The organism is Providencia alcalifaciens, from assembly GCF_020271745.1.
Classification (GTDB): Bacteria; Pseudomonadota; Gammaproteobacteria; order Enterobacterales; family Enterobacteriaceae; genus Providencia; species Providencia alcalifaciens_B.
Window position 1 is genome coordinate 2112115 of record NZ_CP084296.1, and the last position, 20345, is coordinate 2132459.

The 20345-nt window shown below is 46.1% G+C and carries 28 protein-coding genes; all 28 read left to right on the plus strand.

Annotated elements, in window-relative coordinates; translation table 11 throughout:
* Positions 1-130 precede the first annotated feature (130 nt).
* The 28 genes from LDO51_RS09635 (at position 131) to LDO51_RS09770 (ending at position 20345) form a co-directional block, all read left to right on the plus strand.
* On the plus strand, positions 131-457 hold the full coding sequence (locus tag LDO51_RS09635) for a hypothetical protein (protein WP_000455722.1): 327 nt from the start codon (positions 131-133) through the stop codon (positions 455-457).
* Positions 458-472: 15 nt separating this feature from the next.
* Positions 473-892, plus strand: a complete 420-nt coding sequence (locus tag LDO51_RS09640; protein WP_000795984.1) for a single-stranded DNA-binding protein — start codon at positions 473-475, stop codon at positions 890-892.
* Between the two features lie 79 nt (positions 893-971).
* Positions 972-1790 (plus strand): phage recombination protein Bet, encoded by an 819-nt coding sequence (gene bet / locus LDO51_RS09645; RefSeq protein WP_000414662.1) that lies wholly within the window; start codon positions 972-974, stop codon positions 1788-1790.
* Positions 1791-1871: 81 nt separating this feature from the next.
* Entirely contained in the window at positions 1872-2015 is a 144-nt protein-coding gene (locus LDO51_RS09650) for a hypothetical protein (protein WP_000167276.1), read from the plus strand.
* Positions 2016-2075: 60 nt separating this feature from the next.
* Positions 2076-3092: a YqaJ viral recombinase family protein gene (locus LDO51_RS09655; protein ID WP_000862954.1), complete on the plus strand. Its 1017-nt coding sequence runs from the start codon at positions 2076-2078 to the stop codon at positions 3090-3092.
* A gap of 209 nt (positions 3093-3301) precedes the next feature.
* Positions 3302-4261, plus strand: a complete 960-nt coding sequence (locus tag LDO51_RS09660) for an AAA family ATPase (RefSeq protein ID WP_225574386.1) — start codon at positions 3302-3304, stop codon at positions 4259-4261.
* Positions 4261-5028: a hypothetical protein gene (locus LDO51_RS09665; RefSeq protein ID WP_000970191.1), complete on the plus strand. Its 768-nt coding sequence runs from the start codon at positions 4261-4263 to the stop codon at positions 5026-5028. The genes LDO51_RS09660 and LDO51_RS09665 overlap by 1 nt, the downstream gene beginning before the upstream one ends.
* Before the next feature lie 98 nt (positions 5029-5126).
* Positions 5127-6080, plus strand: a complete 954-nt coding sequence (locus tag LDO51_RS09670; RefSeq protein ID WP_000027441.1) for a DUF3150 domain-containing protein — start codon at positions 5127-5129, stop codon at positions 6078-6080.
* Between the two features lie 61 nt (positions 6081-6141).
* Positions 6142-6582, plus strand: a complete 441-nt coding sequence (locus LDO51_RS09675; protein WP_024023027.1) for a hypothetical protein — start codon at positions 6142-6144, stop codon at positions 6580-6582.
* Positions 6583-6651: 69 nt separating this feature from the next.
* On the plus strand, positions 6652-8307 hold the full coding sequence (locus LDO51_RS09680; RefSeq protein ID WP_053410252.1) for a VWA domain-containing protein: 1656 nt from the start codon (positions 6652-6654) through the stop codon (positions 8305-8307).
* An 82-nt stretch (positions 8308-8389) separates the two neighbouring features.
* Entirely contained in the window at positions 8390-8887 is a 498-nt protein-coding gene (gene radC, locus LDO51_RS09685; protein ID WP_000797298.1) for a RadC family protein, read from the plus strand.
* A complete protein-coding gene (locus tag LDO51_RS09690; RefSeq protein ID WP_024023025.1) occupies positions 8887-9228 on the plus strand; it encodes a hypothetical protein in 342 nt (113 codons plus the stop codon). The genes radC and LDO51_RS09690 overlap by 1 nt, the downstream gene beginning before the upstream one ends.
* A gap of 91 nt (positions 9229-9319) precedes the next feature.
* Complete coding sequence (locus tag LDO51_RS09695) at positions 9320-10393, plus strand: DUF7146 domain-containing protein (RefSeq protein ID WP_024023024.1); 1074 nt, start codon at positions 9320-9322, stop codon at positions 10391-10393.
* 89 nt (positions 10394-10482) lie between these two features.
* Positions 10483-11190 (plus strand): hypothetical protein, encoded by a 708-nt coding sequence (locus tag LDO51_RS09700; RefSeq protein ID WP_225574387.1) that lies wholly within the window; start codon positions 10483-10485, stop codon positions 11188-11190.
* A gap of 302 nt (positions 11191-11492) precedes the next feature.
* Positions 11493-11966 carry a trimethoprim-resistant dihydrofolate reductase DfrA1 gene (gene dfrA1 / locus LDO51_RS09705; RefSeq protein ID WP_000777554.1) on the plus strand — a complete coding sequence of 158 codons (474 nt, stop codon included), beginning with the start codon at positions 11493-11495 and terminating at the stop codon, positions 11964-11966.
* 101 nt (positions 11967-12067) lie between these two features.
* On the plus strand, positions 12068-12742 hold the full coding sequence (locus LDO51_RS09710; protein WP_092839476.1) for a hypothetical protein: 675 nt from the start codon (positions 12068-12070) through the stop codon (positions 12740-12742).
* An 84-nt stretch (positions 12743-12826) separates the two neighbouring features.
* Positions 12827-13156 carry a hypothetical protein gene (locus LDO51_RS09715; RefSeq protein WP_225574388.1) on the plus strand — a complete coding sequence of 110 codons (330 nt, stop codon included), beginning with the start codon at positions 12827-12829 and terminating at the stop codon, positions 13154-13156.
* A 98-nt stretch (positions 13157-13254) separates the two neighbouring features.
* Complete coding sequence (locus LDO51_RS09720; protein WP_225574389.1) at positions 13255-13773, plus strand: hypothetical protein; 519 nt, start codon at positions 13255-13257, stop codon at positions 13771-13773.
* 154 nt (positions 13774-13927) lie between these two features.
* Positions 13928-14236 carry a hypothetical protein gene (locus tag LDO51_RS09725; protein WP_225574391.1) on the plus strand — a complete coding sequence of 103 codons (309 nt, stop codon included), beginning with the start codon at positions 13928-13930 and terminating at the stop codon, positions 14234-14236.
* A 475-nt stretch (positions 14237-14711) separates the two neighbouring features.
* On the plus strand, positions 14712-15032 hold the full coding sequence (locus LDO51_RS09730) for a hypothetical protein (protein ID WP_225574392.1): 321 nt from the start codon (positions 14712-14714) through the stop codon (positions 15030-15032).
* 82 nt (positions 15033-15114) lie between these two features.
* Positions 15115-15477, plus strand: coding sequence for a DUF6210 family protein (locus LDO51_RS19690; RefSeq protein WP_225574393.1), 363 nt, complete (start codon positions 15115-15117; stop codon positions 15475-15477).
* An 87-nt stretch (positions 15478-15564) separates the two neighbouring features.
* Positions 15565-15882 carry a hypothetical protein gene (locus LDO51_RS09740; protein ID WP_225574394.1) on the plus strand — a complete coding sequence of 106 codons (318 nt, stop codon included), beginning with the start codon at positions 15565-15567 and terminating at the stop codon, positions 15880-15882.
* Positions 15883-15968: 86 nt separating this feature from the next.
* The gene (locus LDO51_RS09745) at positions 15969-16352 is read left to right on the plus strand and encodes a hypothetical protein (RefSeq protein ID WP_225574395.1); all 384 of its coding nucleotides are present in this window, start codon (positions 15969-15971) and stop codon (positions 16350-16352) included.
* Positions 16353-16447: 95 nt separating this feature from the next.
* The gene (locus LDO51_RS19695) at positions 16448-16777 is read left to right on the plus strand and encodes a hypothetical protein (protein ID WP_225574396.1); all 330 of its coding nucleotides are present in this window, start codon (positions 16448-16450) and stop codon (positions 16775-16777) included.
* A gap of 93 nt (positions 16778-16870) precedes the next feature.
* Positions 16871-17149, plus strand: coding sequence for a hypothetical protein (locus tag LDO51_RS19700; protein ID WP_225574397.1), 279 nt, complete (start codon positions 16871-16873; stop codon positions 17147-17149).
* 283 nt (positions 17150-17432) lie between these two features.
* Complete coding sequence (locus LDO51_RS09760; RefSeq protein ID WP_225574398.1) at positions 17433-18140, plus strand: AraC family transcriptional regulator; 708 nt, start codon at positions 17433-17435, stop codon at positions 18138-18140.
* A 106-nt stretch (positions 18141-18246) separates the two neighbouring features.
* The gene (locus LDO51_RS09765; protein ID WP_225574399.1) at positions 18247-19155 is read left to right on the plus strand and encodes a DMT family transporter; all 909 of its coding nucleotides are present in this window, start codon (positions 18247-18249) and stop codon (positions 19153-19155) included.
* Positions 19156-19400: 245 nt separating this feature from the next.
* Complete coding sequence (locus tag LDO51_RS09770; RefSeq protein ID WP_067206255.1) at positions 19401-20345, plus strand: thioredoxin family protein; 945 nt, start codon at positions 19401-19403, stop codon at positions 20343-20345.

The window sequence follows — 20345 nt, forward strand, 5'->3', positions numbered from 1 at the left end:
TAAACAAATAGCCTGCATGTTCTTACATGCTCAACCATGCGTTCCTTACGGTTCGCCTTTTCACCACCCAACTGGGGGAGTTTTCCCCAGTTGGGGGTGACTCCTTCAAAACCAAATTATGGAGTCACCAATGGAATATATCTTCGGATTTATTATCCAAATCGCGGGCATTATGTTGCTAGCAAAACTGAGCTGGTCGCTTTTGCGATTGCTTGCTCGTCAAAGCGTGCGTCCGTTTCGATTTGTACTTACTCAAATCAAGCGATTGCTCACACCAACACCAAAACGTCGTCCAATGGCAGTGCCTAAAGCTCCTGGTATGCCCCGTTTGACATCTGCGTTTTACAAAGAGCCACATCAGTACGACATGGCTTTACTCGAAATACCAACCTATCTGCGTCGTCAGTCTTCTTTGCCCAGCCGGGTAGAAGCGACTGTGTGCACAGAGTTCAACTAAGACGAGGAGAACATCATGAAAAACCAAGTAACACTCATAGGCTACGTTGGCGCTGAGCCAGAGACACGAGCCTATCCATCAGGTGATTTAGTGACCAGTATTTCACTGGCCACTTCTGAGAAATGGCGCGACCGTCAATCCAATGAGCTCAAAGAGCATACGGAATGGCATCGGGTCGTTTTTCGAGATCGTGGTGGATTTAAGTTAGGGCTAAGAGCAAAAGATTTAATCCAAAAGGGAGCGAAGCTTTTTGTTCAAGGGCCTCAGCGCACGCGTTCATGGGAGAAAGATGGCATTAAGCATCGATTGACCGAAGTGGACGCGGACGAGTTTCTGCTTCTTGATAGTGTGAACAAAGCATCTGAGCCATCACCGGCGGATGATGCGAGCTCCCAAGCTAATTGGGCACAAACTTATCCTGAACCAGATTTTTAACCGAGCAAAAACGCTTTAACCCAGCCGGGAGTACTTTCCCGTCAGGGGCAGACTCCCACTTTGATTGTCGGAGTCCATAATGGAAAAACCAAAGCTAATCCAACGCTTTGCTGAGCGCTTTAGTGTCGATCCAAACAAATTGTTCGATACCCTAAAAGCAACAGCATTCAAGCAACGTGACGGTAGTGCACCGACCAATGAGCAGATGATGGCGCTCTTGGTGGTTGCAGATCAGTACGGCTTGAACCCTTTCACCAAAGAGATTTTTGCGTTCCCTGATAAACAAGCTGGAATTATTCCAGTGGTAGGTGTCGATGGATGGTCTCGCATCATCAATCAACACGACCAGTTTGATGGCATGGAGTTTAAGACTTCAGAAAACAAAGTCTCACTGGATGGCGCGAAAGAATGCCCTGAATGGATGGAATGCATCATCTATCGGCGCGACCGTTCGCACCCAGTCAAAATCACTGAGTATCTGGATGAAGTCTATCGACCGCCTTTTGAAGGTAACGGCAAAAATGGCCCTTACCGGGTAGATGGTCCATGGCAGACGCACACTAAGCGAATGCTAAGACATAAATCCATGATCCAGTGTTCCCGCATTGCGTTTGGCTTTGTGGGAATTTTCGATCAAGACGAAGCGGAGCGAATTATCGAAGGCCAAGCAACACACGTTGTTGAGCCATCGGTGATTCCACCCGAGCAAGTTGATGATCGAACCCGAGGGCTTGTTTACAAGCTTATCGAGCGGGCGGAAGCTTCAAACGCTTGGAATAGTGCATTGGAATATGCCAATGAACATTTTCAAGGTGTTGAACTGACGTTTGCGAAACAAGAAATATTTAATGCACAGCAACAAGCAGCCAAAGCGCTCACACAGCCTTTAGCTTCTTAGAGCCACGCATTCATTTTACTAACCCTGGCGGGATTATTCTCCCGTCAGGGGGAAGGTCTCGTCTTTTTTTGGAGATCTTCCATGACTAAATCAGCCTCACTTTTTCGCTTGGTATTGGTTGTTGCCCTTGTCGTAGGTTCGATTCAAGCCGGTAAAACGGCAATTGATTCGCTTCAAGCAAGTGTTGTTCAGCACCAAACAGCGTTAGCACAAGCTGCAAAGTAACCACTTAACCCTGAAGGGGAGTTCTCTCCTTCGGGGGAGTCTCCCTTCAAAGGAGGCAATATGAAGGTTATCGACCTATCACAACGTACTCCTGCATGGCACCAGTGGCGCATTGCAGGGGTTACGGCATCTGAAGCCCCAATTATTATGGGGCGTTCACCCTACAAAACACCTTGGCGATTATGGGCAGAAAAAACTGGATTCGTATTACCGGAAGACCTGTCGAATAATCCAAATGTGCTTCGCGGTATACGGTTGGAGCCTCAAGCAAGGCGAGCATTTGAAAATGCGCATAATGACTTTCTTCTGCCGTTATGTGCAGAAGCCGATCATAACGCAATCTTTCGAGCCAGCTTTGATGGCATCAACGATGCGGGCGAGCCCGTTGAACTGAAATGTCCTTGCCAGTCAGTTTTTGAGGATGTGCAAGCTCATCGAGAACAAAGCGAGGCGTACCAGTTGTATTGGGTGCAAGTACAGCATCAAATACTGGTCGCCAATAGCACGCGTGGTTGGTTGGTATTCTATTTTGAGGATCAACTGATTGAGTTTGAAATACAACGAGACGCGGCGTTCTTAACTGAATTGCAAGAAACAGCGCTTCAGTTTTGGGAGTTAGTACAGACCAAAAAAGAACCGTCAAAATGCCCTGAGCAAGATTGTTTTGTTCCTAAGGGTGAAGCCCAATACCGTTGGACATCGCTGTCTCGACAGTATTGCTCAGCACATGCCGAAGTGGTCCGACTGGAAAATCACATTAAATCTTTGAAAGAGGAAATGCGAGACGCCCAGTCAAAATTGGTCGCCATGATGGGTAACTACGCTCATGCCGACTATGCTGGGGTCAAACTCAGCCGCTACATGATGGCGGGCACGGTGGACTATAAGCAATTGGCCACCGATAAGTTAGGCGAGCTGGATGAACAGGTTTTAGCCGCTTACCGAAAAGCGCCACAAGAGCGGTTGCGCATTAGCACCAATAAGCCAGAGCAGCCCGTTGAAACACCAATCAAAATCAGCCTTGAGCAAGAGAACTTGGTTCTGCCAGGTGACTCGCCGAGCTCATTTTATTTTTAACGTTCACTTGGAGCCGATTTCGGCTCCTTTCTAATGCGCTCATATGGAGTGCATCAGAAAGCAGTTTCACTCGTAGCCAATGCTGGGTACGAATGATAGAGCGAGCTGAACTCTTACATACACAGCCATACCACAATCAACATACCACCCGACGGGGACTTCATTCCCTGCTGGGGCATGGAGCCTCGTCAAAACTGATGAGGTTTACCATGACTGAACAATCCCCATTTTTGGTTCAAGTGAATCAAGCGTTTAATGTCCCGGCTCCTGATGCTTTCGTTCTGGAAGGATTTAGTGCCGACACTACCCATCCAAACATTCCCGTTCGCAAGGACGAGTATGTTTTTAGAAAAGAAGACTTACGTGACGTATTGGCGTTCTTGTCTCACCCAGACGGTGACGGTTTGTATATTACAGGCCCCACTGGATGCGGTAAGACCTCGCTAATTTGCCAAGTTGCTTCTCGATTGAATTGGCCTGTTCAGCAAATTACTGCGCACGGTCGATTGGAATTGTCCGATCTTATCGGTCACCACACACTGGTTAATGGCAACATGACCTTTGTGTATGGACCGCTGGCACTGGCTGTAAAGCATGGCCATTTGCTGATCATTAATGAAATGGATCTTGCTGAGCCTGCTGAACTGGCTGGGCTCAATGACATTTTGGAAGGTGCCCCTTTGGCCATCGCACAAAATGGCGGAGAGATCATCATGCCACACAACAAGTTTCGTTTTATCGCTACCGGCAACAGTGCGGGCAGCGGTGACCAAACGGGCTTGTATCAAGGCGTGCTTCAACAGAATTTGGCTTTCCTTGATCGCTTTAGAATCATTGAAGCGACCTATGCAGAACCATCTGTAGAGGAAGCCATTCTGGAGAACGTTGCGCCGGGCTTACCAGAGGTCTTTCGCCAAAAAATGGTGAAGGTGGCTGGTGACATTCGTCGTCTTTTTATTGGGGGCGCGGATGGCGGTGCAGAGCTTAGTATCACCATGTCCACTCGGACCTTGGTGCGCTGGGCAAAGTTAACACTTGCTTTTAAAGGCGCTCCTAACGCAGTGGAGTATGCACTGGTTCGGTCTTTGACGGCTCGTGCTGAGTTGGAGCAACGTGAAGCCATTCACCGTATTGCCGCTGATGTCTTCGGTGACCACTGGGAGGATTGATGATGGAAAAGTGCTTTGCTCTTTACCGTTACAGTCATTCTGATGGGACAGCCAAAGAATGGGCCATTTACGTTGGATCAGATACCCAGGAGATTGAAGTTCGGTTTGGAAAAGCAGGTCAATTGTCGCAGCAGCGATTAATTGACTCGACTGATCCTAACGCAGAAGCAGACCGAAGAATCAATGAGAAAATCAACAAGGGTTATCGATTTGTTGGACAAGTCGGCATTGATCATCAAGGGCGGCCATTTGAACTATCAAATGCGCTTGATAGCGTCGCGTGCGCCAATAACGTCAGTTGGGAGTTTCGTACTCGCAAGGACGTCAATGGTCAAATCTCGCTGGCGCAAAAAGCGTTGTTCGATATGGCAAAGCTGCTTGAAGCCTATGGCTTGGCTGTTATTGATGATAACCAAGTCAGGATTGGAGAATGGTCATTAGGGTTTTGCAAAAGCGGATTACCTAGTACCAATCAAATCAGCATGGTGTCAGGTGAAGGCGCTGGCATTGTTAACACTGATGATGGCCCGTGGCCATTGTTGCTGTTACTGGCTTTTAAGCGTCAATTACCACCACTGTGTTCGCTCACAGTAGCGAGTCCTGAAGGGATAGAAGTATCCGACCAACTGAAGTTGGAAAAAGATGTATTGCGGTTGCTAGGCAGTGATTTAGAGCGGGTTCGCCCGATAGCTGAAGCACTGGACTTAATGCCTGTGAAAATCGATCTCAACCAATCGTCGCCTGATTCGCAAAATTACTATTTCTGATAGTGGTATTGCCATTAGCGCGTCAACTACTACCACCCAAACGGGGGCCATTGCTCCTGTTGGGAGTGGTGCGTCCCCATCTCGCATGAGGATGCACTATGAGTATTCAAACCCTCGACAAACTGTTGATTTGTCACATCGACTGTTCCATCTGGAGCGGTAGAAAAAAGCTAAGGCCTGAAGATTTCAGATTAGCCAATGGCAGCCAACTTCCACCGAAGGATGTTGCCAGCTTAGGGAGTAAAAAAATTTGCGACCCAGAGGCATTGGCGAACTTTGAAAGGCTTAAGAAAGAAGCGCAGCGCTTGTGTGAGCAAGTCGGTGTGCGGTTTTTAGGTGGCTATGCCGTCCCTGAAGACCGAATTGATCAGATTGTTCCAGAGCTTGACAGGATCGGTCAGGAGTTTGCGCAGTGCAAGCAGTTGTTCTTGGACAACTATGATCAGGTGACGTTTGACTGGGTTGCGAAACACCCGGAATTTGCAGATGCAATTCGGCGTGCGCTGTCACCCATCGAAGACGTGGAACAACGGCTTCAGTTCGATTATGCCATCTATCGAATGCAACCGGCTGAACAAGCTGGTGGCTTAGATGACAAGGTCAATGGCATGGGACACACCCTATTTAGGGAGGTGGCTCGTGATGCTAATGAACTGTTTGAGCGTTCCGTTGCAGGAAAGAATCAAATCAGTCAGCGTGCCCTTAATCCTCTCAAGCGATTAAGAGACAAGTTGGATGGTTTGTCATTCCTGGATCATCGAGTTCAGCCGATGGTTGAAGCGATGGACAATTTATTTGTTCGTCTGCCGAAGACCGGCCCTGTGACAGACAATCTCTATCACGAACTGATGGCGACCATTTTAATTTTGTCTGATCCAGACAAGATGAGAATGCACGGTGAAGGTCAATTGGATATCAGACAACTGATGCCCAAACCTGAACCTAAACCCGCACAGCCAGTATCTGCTCAGGCAGATAACTTACGTGCAATACCACAACCAACCGTCAGACCAAACCTTGGTTCGACTGTACCAAACTCATTTTATTTCTAACGTCCTTGAGGGCATGTTGCCCTTAAGGGCGCATGTCCTCTGAACTATGTAAGAGGAAATTATGCAATCAACCATCCATAACCCCAGCCAACTGAACCAGTTTGAACCGCATTTTCGTGGTGTGACTGATGCGGTTGAAAGTGAATCGATACCAGAAGTGGCGTGTTGTCGAACGTTAGTACAACGATCGTACTCAACACATAGTGTCGTGATCCCCAAGAACCCTGTATTGATCGCAGATGCGGACGGGCAAGGTGTTTGGGTAACGGCCATGGTGTTTGTTCCAAACATGGCATTGCAGCAAACCGCTCATGAGCGGGCCTGGCTGCAATATCAACACGAGGTGTCTACTCAGTTACAAGACCAGTATGGTCTGACATTGGATGACATCCTGAGTTTAGACCAGCTTAAAACGTCATTTGAGCAGCACGAGAGTACCGCTCAATTGGTGGCTTGGTTAGGTCAAAAATACGACCTGGTTAAGCTAAAAGCACAGGTTTAAACACTTACATTCCCAGCGGGGAAACGCTCCCGCTGAGGGAGTATTCCCCCTAATGATTAGGAGACTCCCATGAATCATCCATTAAAAAATGCACTGCCAATCGTTGCCGCCGCTTATGGCGAAAAGTTTGGTGTGAAGGTGCTTATTCAAGGACAAGATGCGTTTACCGATGGTGAGCGGATTGTGATCCCAACAGCAAACCCAGACGACCCACACTATCAACAAATAGCTTGGGGTTATCTGGCTCATGAAGCGGCGCATATTCGGCATACCAATTTTGACATGGTGAAGAAGGCGTCGTCTAAGCCGATCCGTAAGGCACTTCTCAATATTATTGAGGATGTGCGCATTGAAAACGAATTGGCAAAGGATTACCCCGGAACCCGGCGCAGTATTTCGCAAGTGATTGAGTACATGGTGGACACACAGCAAATGTGTGTACCTGAACAGCCTGAGCCTGCATCTAACTTGCAAGCCTGGTTGTTGTTTCGCTTGAGATGCCATTTTCTGGGCCAGAAAGCGCTGACGCCTTTGTATCAAGCTGTTGATGAAAGAGTGAGACAACTCTTTCCTGCCGCAGCGATGAGCCGGTTAAGCGCCATGCTGACAGCAGTGCCTAGCCTGGCATCTACAGGTGAAGTGCTGAAACTTGTCGATGCCATCGTTGCCATGTTGGAAGAAGAATCTCGTCCACCACAGGATGAGTCTGATGCTGATGGCGGTGATGACATTGGACAAGATGCGAGTAATGACAGCAATAGCAGTAGTGACAGTCAAACCCCGGAAACAAGTTCGTCTGCAACAGGGGATGCTGCTGAAACGAGTGATTCAGATAACTCTGATCAAGCTGATAATTTGCGACAAGCCTTAGAGGCCAGTGCCGCTCACTTTGAACCCGATACCTTTGCACAAGTGGCAGAAGTGTTGTCGGAACAAGCAGAAGGACATCAGGGCGTCACTCCACTCAGTTTGCCCCAAGCAGAGCAAGCTATGTTGGGTGATGAGGCTATCTTGACCTTATCGGCGTCTGAGTCGGCTCAAATTCGAGCCCGACTTAGGGGCATGGTTCAGTCCAGTCAGGACAATCGGAATCATGCCAAACGGTACGGTCTTCGAGTGGCAACTCATCGTCTTGCCGCTTCACAAGCAGGTGAGTCGAGATTGTTTATTCAAAGGCAGCCCCGCATTGCGCCTAATGCTGCTGTGCACTTGCTTGTCGATATATCGGGCTCAATGGGTAAGCCCATTGGCGAAGGTAATCGCAAGTATTTTCATGTTGCCAATGAAGCCGCTTTGGCTTTAGCCATGGCATTGGAAGGTATACCGGGTGTTGTACCTGCGGTCAGTTATTTTCCTGGTATTCATCAGGAAGTTTCTATCGCGTTATTGCCCAAGCAATCGGTTCGACATCGGGCCGCCTGTTTTGACCAAAAACCAAGAGGTTGTACGCCTATGGCACAAGCTATGTGGTTTGCGGCAAACAGTTTGTTGGCACAAAAACAGAAGCGAAAGCTAATGATAGTGCTAACGGATGGTGACCCAGATGATTGGGCTGCCACGCATGACATTGTTGACCGGTGCAGACGCAGTGGCTTTGAGCTGCTGGGGATCGGGATTCAAACACGCAGTGTTGAGAAATTCTTTCCTCGAAGCATCGTGATTAACGACGTCAAAGATCTGAAGCGTGAGTTATTCGAAGTAACACAACAACTGATAATTCAGTAACCACATCCATTTTACCACCCTGCGGGGACGATTCCGTCCCCGCCTGGGCATGGGTTCGTCTCCGTTTTTTTTGGAGACTCCTATGAAAAACAGAAAGTTCTTAGCTGGCGAAGAAGCCGGTACTTACATCGTTCCTGAGCAAGTGACTGAAGCGGATATCTTAGATATGGCGCTCAAGCTTGCCCGTGGTCGATTGAGTAAAGGTCGAAAAATTGAACAGCCATCGTCGGCGTTCTCATACCTGCAAACACTGATGCACGAGTATGAGCACGAAGTCTTTGGCGTACTGTTTCTTGATACAAAGCATCGCGTTATTCGATTTGAAGAGCTGTTCAAAGGCACTTTAGATGCAGCGAGCGTTTATCCAAGGGAAGTAACAAAACGAGCGCTAGAACTTAATGCGGCAGCAGTGATACTGGTTCATAACCATCCATCGGGTGATCCTGAACCCAGTGAAGCTGATAAACGCATCACTCATCGACTCCGTGACGCCTTGTCACTTGTTGATATTCGAACGCTTGACCATGTCGTGGTCGCATCCGAGGGCTGCGTTTCGCTTGCCGAACGCGGTTATCTTTAATGAATGGGCGCATTGCCCATTCTCCTTCATCACAAAAGCAGTCCTATCAACACACGTCATCACAGCTCGAATTTCTATTTGAGTTTGATGATGCCCCAGTCACTTGGTCTGACACGGAAATCTGGCAGTTACGCGAAGGCATTCTATTGGATGCGATCCGTGTATTGCTGGACGGTCGTGTCAGTACTCGATTGCGAAGGGATGTGTTGTCGTGGATTCAAAATGACGAATTAACGCCATTTTGCTTTCGTGTTTGCGCGATGGCTGCGGTTGTCGATCCTGATGTGCTTCGTGATTCCATCATGTGGCTATTAAGACGACATGGTATCCAGCTTGACTAACGTTCCTGCATTAACCAAACGGCTCAATGCAGGACCCAAGCTGACTTTTACCACCAGTGGTAGGAGTCGGCTTTTTACTTAAGGAGGTTATATGGCGTTACCTTTACAAATTGAAACAGTAAGGCCATATCTTAATGGCCAATGGCTTCAAGTATTAGCGGTATTGGTGCCAGAACTTGATGCCGCCATTGCTCGAAAGGGCCGTCATGTGGCTTGTCCTGTTCATGGCGGTCGTGATGGCTTTAGGCTATTCAAAGATGCTGAATATACCGGAGGTGGCGTTTGTAACACCTGCGGTATCTTTCATGATGGTTTTGAACTGTTGTCTTGGATTAATGGATGGAACTTTGCTCAGTCTATTGAAGCAATCGGCCAGGTTCTTGGTATTCAACCCGGACAAATACAAGCGCCTATTCGGCCAATACCGAGTAACGCAGTTGATTGGAAGGCTAGAAAGCAGGACGAGGACAAAGCGATTATCCATCGCTTGAATCAAACCTGGGGAGAAACGTTTTCTCTTGCAGATACTCGTGCGCAACCAGTTTGGAACTACATGCATCGTCGTGGCATTGTTACCCGGCTTCGTCCTGAATGGGATTCGGTGCTGAGGTATCATCCAAACTTGCCTTACCATGATGAAGATGGCTTGTTTATCGATAGCTACCCAGCGCTGCTAGGTAAAATCGTTACTCAGCAAGGGCGTTCGGCCACGTTTCATCGGATCTACCTAAGTGAAGATGGATTCAAAGCGCCGGTTGAAAAGCCTAAAAAGATGATGCCGATACCAAGTGACAGAACAATCACTGGTGGTGCCATTCCGATAGGTGAGCCTGGTGAGGTATTAGGTGTTTCTGAAGGCATCGAAACAGCTTTAGCGGTTACCAGAGCTACGGGACAGACATGTTGGTCGGTTGTGAATGCAACGCTACTGGCTAGGTTTGAACCACCAAGTAATGTGAAAATGCTGTACATCTGGGCAGATCACGATCTCTCTGAGACCGGCCTGAATGCAGCGAATGAACTCAAGAAAAAAGCCTGGCAAAAAGGCATTCTGACACAAGTTCTGATCCCTCCGATACCAACGTCACTTGGCGTGAAAAGTTGGGATTGGAATGATGTGCTGAATGTTTACGGTGCCATGGGCTTTCCGAAAGTTCATATCTGATCCAAGGGGCTTCGGCCCCTTTTTTTGCGCCTTGCATATTTGAAAAAACATGGAGAATGAAAAATAGATAACCAATAGGAGAAACAAACATGATGGTATTAACCCTGTTAACAAAGCAGACTGATGGTGAGTTTACGGTTTACTGGAAGACCGGCCTTCGAAGAGGTGGTGAGCTAAAGGTCGATTTAGGTGAGCAATACGACAAGTTACCTGAGCAGCAAAAGCTAATTGCAGCTGAGCTTTATGCTATTCACTACCTATTGTCAGTGAAAGAGGTGATGGGGAGTAACCGAGGCGGCAATGGGCTTCAAATCCGAGTCAGTAAAGGAGCCATCAAAAAGTTACAGAAACAACGCTCAACTCAGCATTCACTTTACAGCCTGACCAGGTTCTTGCTCACCCGTTACCAAGAAGCACAGATATCGGTAGAGAAACGGGAAGATTGGCTCTCATATTCCTTCGAAGAATACAGCGTCGATAATGCTACCGTGAGAGAAATCGATGAGGTCATCAACGTTCCGAACATTGGGCCTGTCGTGGTGACTCGTCATGCACTGGAAAGGTTTGTGGAACGGCTTTCAGGCGGTGTACCTAAGCATCCTTGGAAGGCTTTGTGCAAAAAGCTGCTATGCTCAGGGCTAACTAAAGCACAGTTACCAGGACGCGTCGCTATCCAAAAATCAAAAAAATATGCACAAGAGGCCGAGTTCTGGCAGCATGTGGGGAGCAAGATATACTTTGTTATGATTCCTGGTGGCTCAATTAAAACGTTGGTGACGGTTTTTGCAGTAAAGTGAACTAATGTAGTATTCGCACTTTATGAATATTACTTATGTGCCAAGAGCGGACATTCGTTCCAATATTTACTCAAATTACTTACTGTAATTAAGAACATTTATTTTCAAAAATCCCGACACGCTTTGTTAGACCGAAGTTTCCGTATTTTTCACGATTATTAAAATTTGCGTGTACCCATAAACCATTGTAAATAATCGAATTACGATGTAATGTCATCAACATCAAATTTACAAAGGCGGAAAATTCCGTGTTTAAATACGGATATTTCCGCCCAATAAGTGTTAACCTCTGAGGAAGAATTGTGAAACTATCACTAATGGTAGCTATATCGAAGAATGGAGTTATCGGGAATGGCCCTGATATTCCATGGAGTGCCAAAGGTGAACAGCTCCTGTTTAAAGCTATTACCTATAACCAATGGCTGTTGGTTGGACGCAAGACTTTTGAATCAATGGGAGCATTACCCAACCGAAAGTATGCGGTCGTAACACGTTCAAGTTTTACATCTGACAATGAGAACGTATTGATCTTTCCATCAATTAAAGATGCTTTAACCAACCTAAAGAAAATAACGGATCATGTCATTGTTTCAGGTGGTGGGGAGATATACAAAAGCCTGATCGATCAAGTAGATACACTACATATATCTACAATAGACATCGAGCCGGAAGGTGATGTTTACTTTCCTGAAATCCCCAGCAATTTTAGGCCAGTTTTTACCCAAGACTTCGCCTCTAACATAAATTATAGTTACCAAATCTGGCAAAAGGGTTAACAAGTGGCAGCAACGGATTCGCAAACCTGTCACGCCTTTTGTACCAAAAGCCGCGCCAGGTTTGCGATCCGCTGTGCCAGGCGTTAGCTTTCAGGAGAAGTATGAAGTTTTATCTCTTTATCTTGGTGATTTTTAGCTCGCAAGTTACTTATGCCGAAAGCCTTAGAAAAGTGCGACTAGATGACACTAAAATTTGCTATCCATCTAGTTTTTCACCGGATAGTTCATTTATGAAAGCATTTCTTGCACCTATCGCTGACGAGCTCGATAGTTCGGATGGTCAAGAATTGATATACATCCCAGCTCAAAATATTAAGGCTAAGGTTTCGGGATACACATTAAGCCATATCAACAGTAATGGGGTAGATTTTGAGCATGAGCTAATGGGGTTGGCATATGCAAGCTCACAGATTGGCAATCCTAATGGAATGGCTGAAGCCGCTTGGAACGTTTACGACAAAAGAGATACCGTGTATGTGGAAAAAGACCCAAGCCTGCCGTTTTATCGTGTTTATGAGTATCACGAGCCTCTGTTTATGTGGCACCTTGTTCGATCTGCGCCTTTGAAGAACCCAGGAAAAGCTATTCCATCGGACTGGTATATAGGCCATTGCTCTGAATCGGCAGGCAGCTTTAGCTGCAAACAAACAATTAATTTTGAATCCATATTCTATGAATATGAGCTACAAGCACATGATCTACATCTTCGTAGCGAAGTCAGCGAAGCCGTGAAATCGCTGTTTAAAGAGTGGAAGCAGAACTGTGAAAAAAGCTAACAAGCGCAGGCACGGCGACGCCTTTTTCGTTGCGGCTTCGCCTCCACTACAAAGCCGCGCGTGCTGCGGGCGTTATGTAGCACTATGAAATCAGCGTTATTTTTAACCTCAATTTTCCTTTCACTCGATTGTGTCGCAAGTGATGTGGAATTTATGATTAGTAGTAATGGACAAGGAACTGTGCATTTAGTTACCGTGCTTGGTTCTGAGCAGTCAGAGGCAGAGCTTACCAAACGGTGGCATGAGAAAGTCCAAAGCTTATGTTCTGCCGGGGTAAGTAAAATTGAGCCAAGCGATAAACCTCTATTCAGGAAAAATAGTTGTGGTGATGCTGTAGAAGTCATAGACGGCAAACAGAAGTGCGAGGAGATTCAGGCGCATGTATTTGGTAAAGTCATCTGCAATGCTACATAACAAGGCGCATCACTCGCAGCCCTCGGCTGCTGGGACGTCAAACGCTAACGCGTTTTTCCGCCCGTGTGCTTTGCGTTATGCCTAAAAAGGAAAATGGAATGCGCATCAATTTCTTACTAATAGTTCTTGCCTTTCTGAATTCGAGCATTGTGGTAGCGCAGGAATGCAAAATTCCGTCATCTGACAATCCCAATGTGACTTACTCTATAAACCCTAATGTCACATACAAATGGAATCCTGACGTTACTTACGCCATCAATCCAAATGTCACCTATTCAATAAACCCCAACGTCACCTACAAATATAATCCAAATGTTACGTACTCCATCAACCCAAACGTAACCACAAAATTAAACCCGTACATCGGCGACTGGACAGGGTACTTCGTTTGCACTCCAGATGGTGATCTCATTGGTGCTAGTGTAATTGCCAATGAAGATGTCATGGTTATCTATACAGGTAGAAACTGGATTGGCCATTTCGTAACAAATAAGAAAGGTGGCTTTAATTATTTTAATCGTGAAAATGAGTGGAAAGGGTTTTTGGTGCCAACCAGCTCGGGCGGATTTGCATTCTTTAATAAAGAAAAAGAATGGGTGCTTTCATTAACAAAATAGGCATAACAAATAGCTTCACCGGACAAAATACTCGCTGCGCTCGCATTTTTCCGGTGAGCTAGGCGTTAACTTCTAAAACCAAAATATGCGCACAGTTAAAGTAAGGCACTTGTATGGAGTAGGAGAAACTTCCGCTCCATGGGAAAATCACCCTTTGGATGAGTTTATTTTCATGCATCCATTTTTAGGGTTTGCTCTCGCATGCTTCAAGGTTATGCCACCTTTAGCCGTGCTAAATGATGCGTTCTGCAAGTCAGAGTCAGATGCAGGCATGAGCGGAGGAGTCGAATGGAAGTCATTCGAAATTGACGCTGAGGAATATTCGGAATTAGTAGAGGTTTTATATACTGACCCCAAGCGAGGCATAGTGCTTGATGAAGAACTCAATAAAATTGAAACATTTAAAGAATGGAACAATAAAGCAATGTCAAAGTACAACCCAAGAAAACGGCAAAAAAGTTAACAAGTCAAAGCACGCGGACTTGGTAAAGCTGTCACCTTTTTTGTTCCAAAAAAGCCGCCAACTTCACCAAGCCGGTGTTTGAGGCGTTATGTGCTCTAAAGGAGTCAAGTTCGTCGCATGTGGATGAAAAATATTAAGAGTGCTGTTTCGGAAGCAATAGGCTCACACAGTCAGTGTTGCTTTTGTGGTGAGCTGATTAAGGATGCGATACCTGTTGTAATGAGTTTAGATCTTGGGGATGGGCAAGTTCAGTCGATGTATGCACATGGCATGTGCTTGCAAGAAAAACTCCATCCGTCGGTACCGTTTATTGCCCCTAGTGAAATTGATCATGATTAGTCTAAGTATGGGGTTTGCACATAACAAGGCGCATCACTCGCGGCCTGCGGCCGCTGGGACGCCAACCCGCTGCGCGGCTCGTCGCCCGTGTGCTTTGCGTTATAAGCCATCAATAAACTTAATCAGGGATAGATGAATGAAGAAAGTGATATTAGTTGTTCTGCCAATTTTAATGGCGAGTTGCGCTTCTACACCTAGTGTCAAACCTAAAGTTTCTATCGCTGTCTCACAGGCAAACCAAGAGGCTAAGATTACCGTCTTGGACAAGCTTTCAAAATCCGACAAATCTATGCAAAAGCTTGCAAATATGAGTGCGCAAGGGGCGGCGGCCTCTTTGGGATGCCCTGACAATCAAGCTACAGTGGCTTGGGAAAACAATGGTAATGCCATTATTTCAGATGAAAATCCAAATGCAAAAGTGGTTACACTGCTGGTTAAGTGTGCAAATAGCTTATAACAAGGCGCTGTTGTCGCCACTATCGTGGCTGGGACGGCTTACGCTGCGCTCCAGCCACCCCAAAGCTTTGCGTTAACTTTCTATGAAATCAATCAGTCTCTATGATTTAGAACAACCAGCATTAATCCTGTTGGATAGTGGCGGCGCAAAATATATGAACCAAGTTGGCGGGACAGCATGTTTGCAGAAATCGGAACATGGATATCTATATCCAATTTCAAATGACCACAATAATGGCTTACTTGACATTAAACTGAGTGAGGCTTGCAGAGATCTCGCAGTTCTTACGGATGAGTCAGCTCTCAGGCTTGAAAGCTGTCTATCTCATTTGGTGGAGCTAGATATTAAAGTTCAAACTAGTAGGCTTGCGCATAGCTCAGAGGCTTGGGTTTATGTCTTTTCCAGCCTTGGGGACGCTGTTTTAACTTGGTGCAACAGTGATTAAAGTTAACAAACGCAATCAAAACGGGCTAGCGCCCTCGACTCGCTCCGCTCGCGTTTGTTGCGGGCGTTATGTTTTTCTGGAGTTTGTTTGAAGCCGTTACGTTCGATGTTTAAGTCACCTGAAAACTTGCTGAGAGCAAACTTTAAGGCATTGGACAAAAGTGAAGTTAGAGTTTTGTTATCTCGATTGCTCGGTGCTGAGTACAGTGCTCACCCAATTAAAAGTAACAAACGGCTTAACTCTTACTTTTTGCGTCTTAAATGGAAGCGTGTCAAAGTTGCAAAACACTATGAATCGATTGGCGGTGTCATCGATCCAATCGCAAAACAATGGGCATTGCCAATGGGGAAAAGATGGCCAGGAACAATCGCGCTAATCAAAGACAGAGTGCAAATAAAAACATAACAAGGCGCAGCACTCGCGGCCTGCGGCCGCTGGGATGCCAACCGCTGCGCGGTCGTCACCCGTGTGCTTTGCGTTAGGCATACACAATGAGCCGTAGATACCTCAATCTTCAGGAAGCAGAGTTGGCACTTAAGCGAGGAAAAGCAGTTGAGTGCTTTCTTGGTGGCTGCGAACGGGACAGCCGTGCTGGTATTCAGTGGCTGAGCATTCGAGGTTCCAAATCCGAAATAGATGTTTCAATTTACGAAACGGCTGATTTGGGGGATGAATCATTCCTTGATATTTATGAGTTTGGTCCACTTGATCCAGACCTAGAGCTAGAGGATGCCAATGAGGTCAAATCGCTCACTTCATTTGGCCAAGCGATAGAGTTTATTGAGCAACGATTCGCAGGATCATCTGAAAGGTTGGTGAACGAACTAATGATTCAAGACGAATATGCCGAGTATATTTCGAGAGGCAGGAGGTAGAAATGCCTAACAATCGCAGGCACAGCGACGGCTTTTTCGTTCCGGCTTCGCCTCCACTACAAAGCCGCGCGTGCTGCGGGCGTTAGAGCACTCGCATGAAAGCATGTAGATACTTAACAATTTTGATTAGCTTGTTTTTACTAGGCTGTGTAAATAAACAAATAAATTTTGATACCGGAACTGGCTTTGCGTGCTTTGATGAACCCAAATGGCCAAACGACAAAAAGCAGTACTACCTATGCGTGTTTGAGTTAAATACTGTTAGCCCGCATTATTCAAAAAGTGACCGAATGGTTCTAGTAAATAAATTCATAGAAAAGATTGGTAAAGAATGTACTGTATCAGAAGGTCAAGAAATGGTTGATCCAAAAGCTGAGACTGACCACGTTATGTTTTTAATGGTGCATCATGTTCGATGCAATTAGCCCGTGCTCTAACAAGCGCCATCAAAACGCCGCTTCGCGGCTCGACTCGCAACACGTTGCTCGCGTTTGTGGCGGGCGTTAGGAATACAGGGAATGTATCGCACAGAAATGGAATCGCTGGATAAAATTATCAACGAGCTATCTAATCCTCTAAGTAAGGATGATTGTGCACATTCATGGACTGAAGAATCTAGAATGGCAATTCTCAAGTACTTCCAAACAACCAGATCTGAAATCAAAGCTGGAAATAAAAGTCCTGCGATTAAGGGGCTTGTTCGAGGCCTAGATGCCTGGGGTGTATCAAGCGGAAGTCTTTGGGAGCAATGTATGGCGGTTAACCACAAATTAAGGGTAGCGGGCCATGCAGAGTAATGTATTCCTAACAATCACAGGCAGTAAAGCTACGGCCCTTCGGGCCTCCGCGGGACGTCTTACCTTGTGCGCCTTTTGCGCGGGTCGCTACGCTCCCATTTTCGCGCAAAAGGCGCACAAGGTAAGCCGCCCCTGCTGTGGGCGTTAACGTCCGCAATTCGCTCGCAGCGGTCTGACTGCTCGGTGCCAAAAGCAGACAAAAATAGAAACCCTAGGTATTTTATTTGGTAGTATCTGTCTACATACATGTTAACCTGATAATCTTAAATTGGTGCTTTGATTTATGCTCGACGCATTATGTATTCGTTCTTATAGCACTAAGCCCACCAATCACTCACATGACTATTACCAATTGGTTTTGCCACTCCGTGGCGTGATAGTTATTAAAGTCGGAAGTTTTAGCGGCAGAGTCGCAGCGGGTGAATGTGTAGTAGTAAGGAAGCATGAAGCACATCTTTTTAATGCAAACCCTGAAGCGCTATTTGTCGTCGCAGATATGAGCGAGCTTCCTGAAAATATTAATTTTTTTGATGGTACTGTTTTCACGATTTCAAAATCACTTTCCTGCTATCTGTCATTTATAGAAGCGCAATTACAGCTTCAGCTAAATGCTGAACTAGAGCGATCTATGTACAAAACATTTTATCTCTTGCTAGCAGAACAGGAACTGCTTCCGAAGCTGGATAGTCGTATTGTCAGCGCAATGCGCTACATTCAAGAGAACCTTCAAGAGACGTTAACGATAAACCTACTAGCAAAAGTAGCGTGCCTTAGCAGCACACAACTTAAATTTTTATTTAAAAAGCAAACTGGTTTGACTGTGAATAGCTATATCACCAAGTTACGGATGGAAAAAGCTCAGGCAGTGCTTAGACATACGGATTTTACTGTTCAACTGGTCGGTGAAATGGTCGGCTATCCTGAGCTATCCGCATTTAGCCGTAAATTCACTCAATACTTTGGATTTCCTCCGACGCATTTTAAGAAATAACTTCCGTCTGAATCGACAACAAATACGTCCTTATAGCCAAATGTTTAATCTATAACACTTGTACCATCTCACCACTTTGGTTAATTGGTAGTTAAGGATAGCGGCGATGTCAATAAATTCTCGTTTTAACGGCACTCTGGCAATTGTCTTTGCGAGCTTGCTTTGGGGAACAACGGGGACGGTAGCTCATTTCGCATCGAACGTAAGCCCTTTAGCAATAGGCGCTTTCGCTATGGGGTTTGGTGGCATTTTTTTATGTGCTAATGCCGCAAAGAGCTTAGTGCATGACTTATCAAAAATGCGAAAAATGCCGGTTATCCTTGTTGCTGGGAGCATATGTGTAGCGGTGTACCCGTTAGCATTTTATACATCTATGCGCTGGTCTGGCGTTACTATAGGTACTTTAGTATCTATCGCTAGTGCACCGCTTTTTTCAGTGATTCTGGAGCGTCTTTTTTGCCAAAAACCTTTCTCTTGGAAATGGGGAGTTAGCTTCGTGTTAGGTGCTGGAGGTGTTTTGTTGTTGAGTTCAGGAAAAACATCAAGGGAAGTCATCGAGATGGATACTCACCTACAGCAAATTGGTGTTTGTCTTGGCTTGGTAGCTGGACTGACTTATGCAGGTTATTCATTGGCAGTGAAATCCATGATAAATTCGGGAGTCAATTCAAGATCTGCGATGGCTGGGTTATTTGGTCTTGCAGCACTCATCCTATTACCTTCATTAATTGTTACCGGCGAAAACCTGTTCGTTTCAGCCGGAAATACAATTGTTGCTCTTTATATGGCTATTATCCCCATGTTTTTTGGCTACTTATTATATGGTTATGGGCTTCGGTCTATCGATGCAAGTAAGGCAACGTTGATCACTTTAATAGAGCCATTAATTGCTGCACTTTTAGCAGTCTGGATTCTTGACGAAACATTTAGACCAATAGGTTGGCTGGGTATGATGCTTGTGTGTGCATGCCTATTAATCCAGTCAGTCAAAATAGAGAGCAGAGCTTCAAGTTGATCTCTTAAGCGACTAACCGACAAAATGCTGCATGAAGTAATAGCGCTCATAAGGAATAGGTATTCGGCGTAATGTCCGCTTTTCGCTCAAAGCGGTCCAATCATAAATTTGGCTCGTTAAAATTAGCTGTTGTTACTGGTCACAACAGCTAGTCAGAAAAACACACGATTCATTCATCTATCTGGCCAATCGCTCTTACCGGGATCATTAGCATGTTAGCTCTATGAAATTTTCTGGAGCTGACAATGAGAACCCCCTTGTTCCCTTGGTTCATCCTATGGGTGACCATCCCAATCATTATTTTCTTGCTATTCATCTTGCCCGCCCATGCCAGTGATGGACCATTCTATCAGCGTGGTCAGGAAGGCTGGTTTTGGTATCAGGTTATTCCTGAACCTGAGCAGCCTGATGAGCTGATAGAGCCGGAAACTGGTGTCGTGGAGTCCAGTCAGAGCGAACTAAAGCCCTTCAGTGCCGCATGGTTCCGAGAGCATATGCAATCGTTCATGGACAAGGCAATTGATGAGCCGACGAATGAGAACGTCAGGGCTTATCTGTATCTTCAGCGCGTCATGATGGATAAGGGTTCACAGTTTGCTGATGTTAGTCAGCAGGTGGTCATGGGCGATCCTGTTTTGGATGAAATCAGTCGCAGACCCTTGGCGACCTATGCTGCCAATCGGATGGATCGAGAAGCTGGCGCTCAACGCGATGTAGCTTTAGGTGAAGTAGCAAAACGGGCTGGCTTGTTCTTCTTCTATCGTTCGGATTGCCCTTACTGCCACGCTCAAGCGCCTATCATCGAATCCATGGCTTTGAACTACGGTTTCGAGGTGTTTGCTATTGCTGTCGATGGCATGCCTTTACCGGGTGGAGAGTTTCCCAATTACAAAGTCGATTCAGGACAAGCACAATCCTTGTCCGTTACGACTGTCCCTGCCGTGTTCTTAGTTGATCCGCCTAATGTCATCACTCCGATTGGCCAAGGCGCAATGAGCCTTGATGAGCTCAATAATCGAATCATTCTTGCAGCCCATCAAGCCGGTTGGATTGACGATCAAACTTACTATGCCACTAGACCTGTTCAGCCAGGCGTGTCACTCGCGATGTCAGCCCAAGAGCTTAACGAGAAGATATTGCAGGACCCTGAGTTCCTTGTTCGCTATCTGCGTGCACAAGGAGGGTTATAA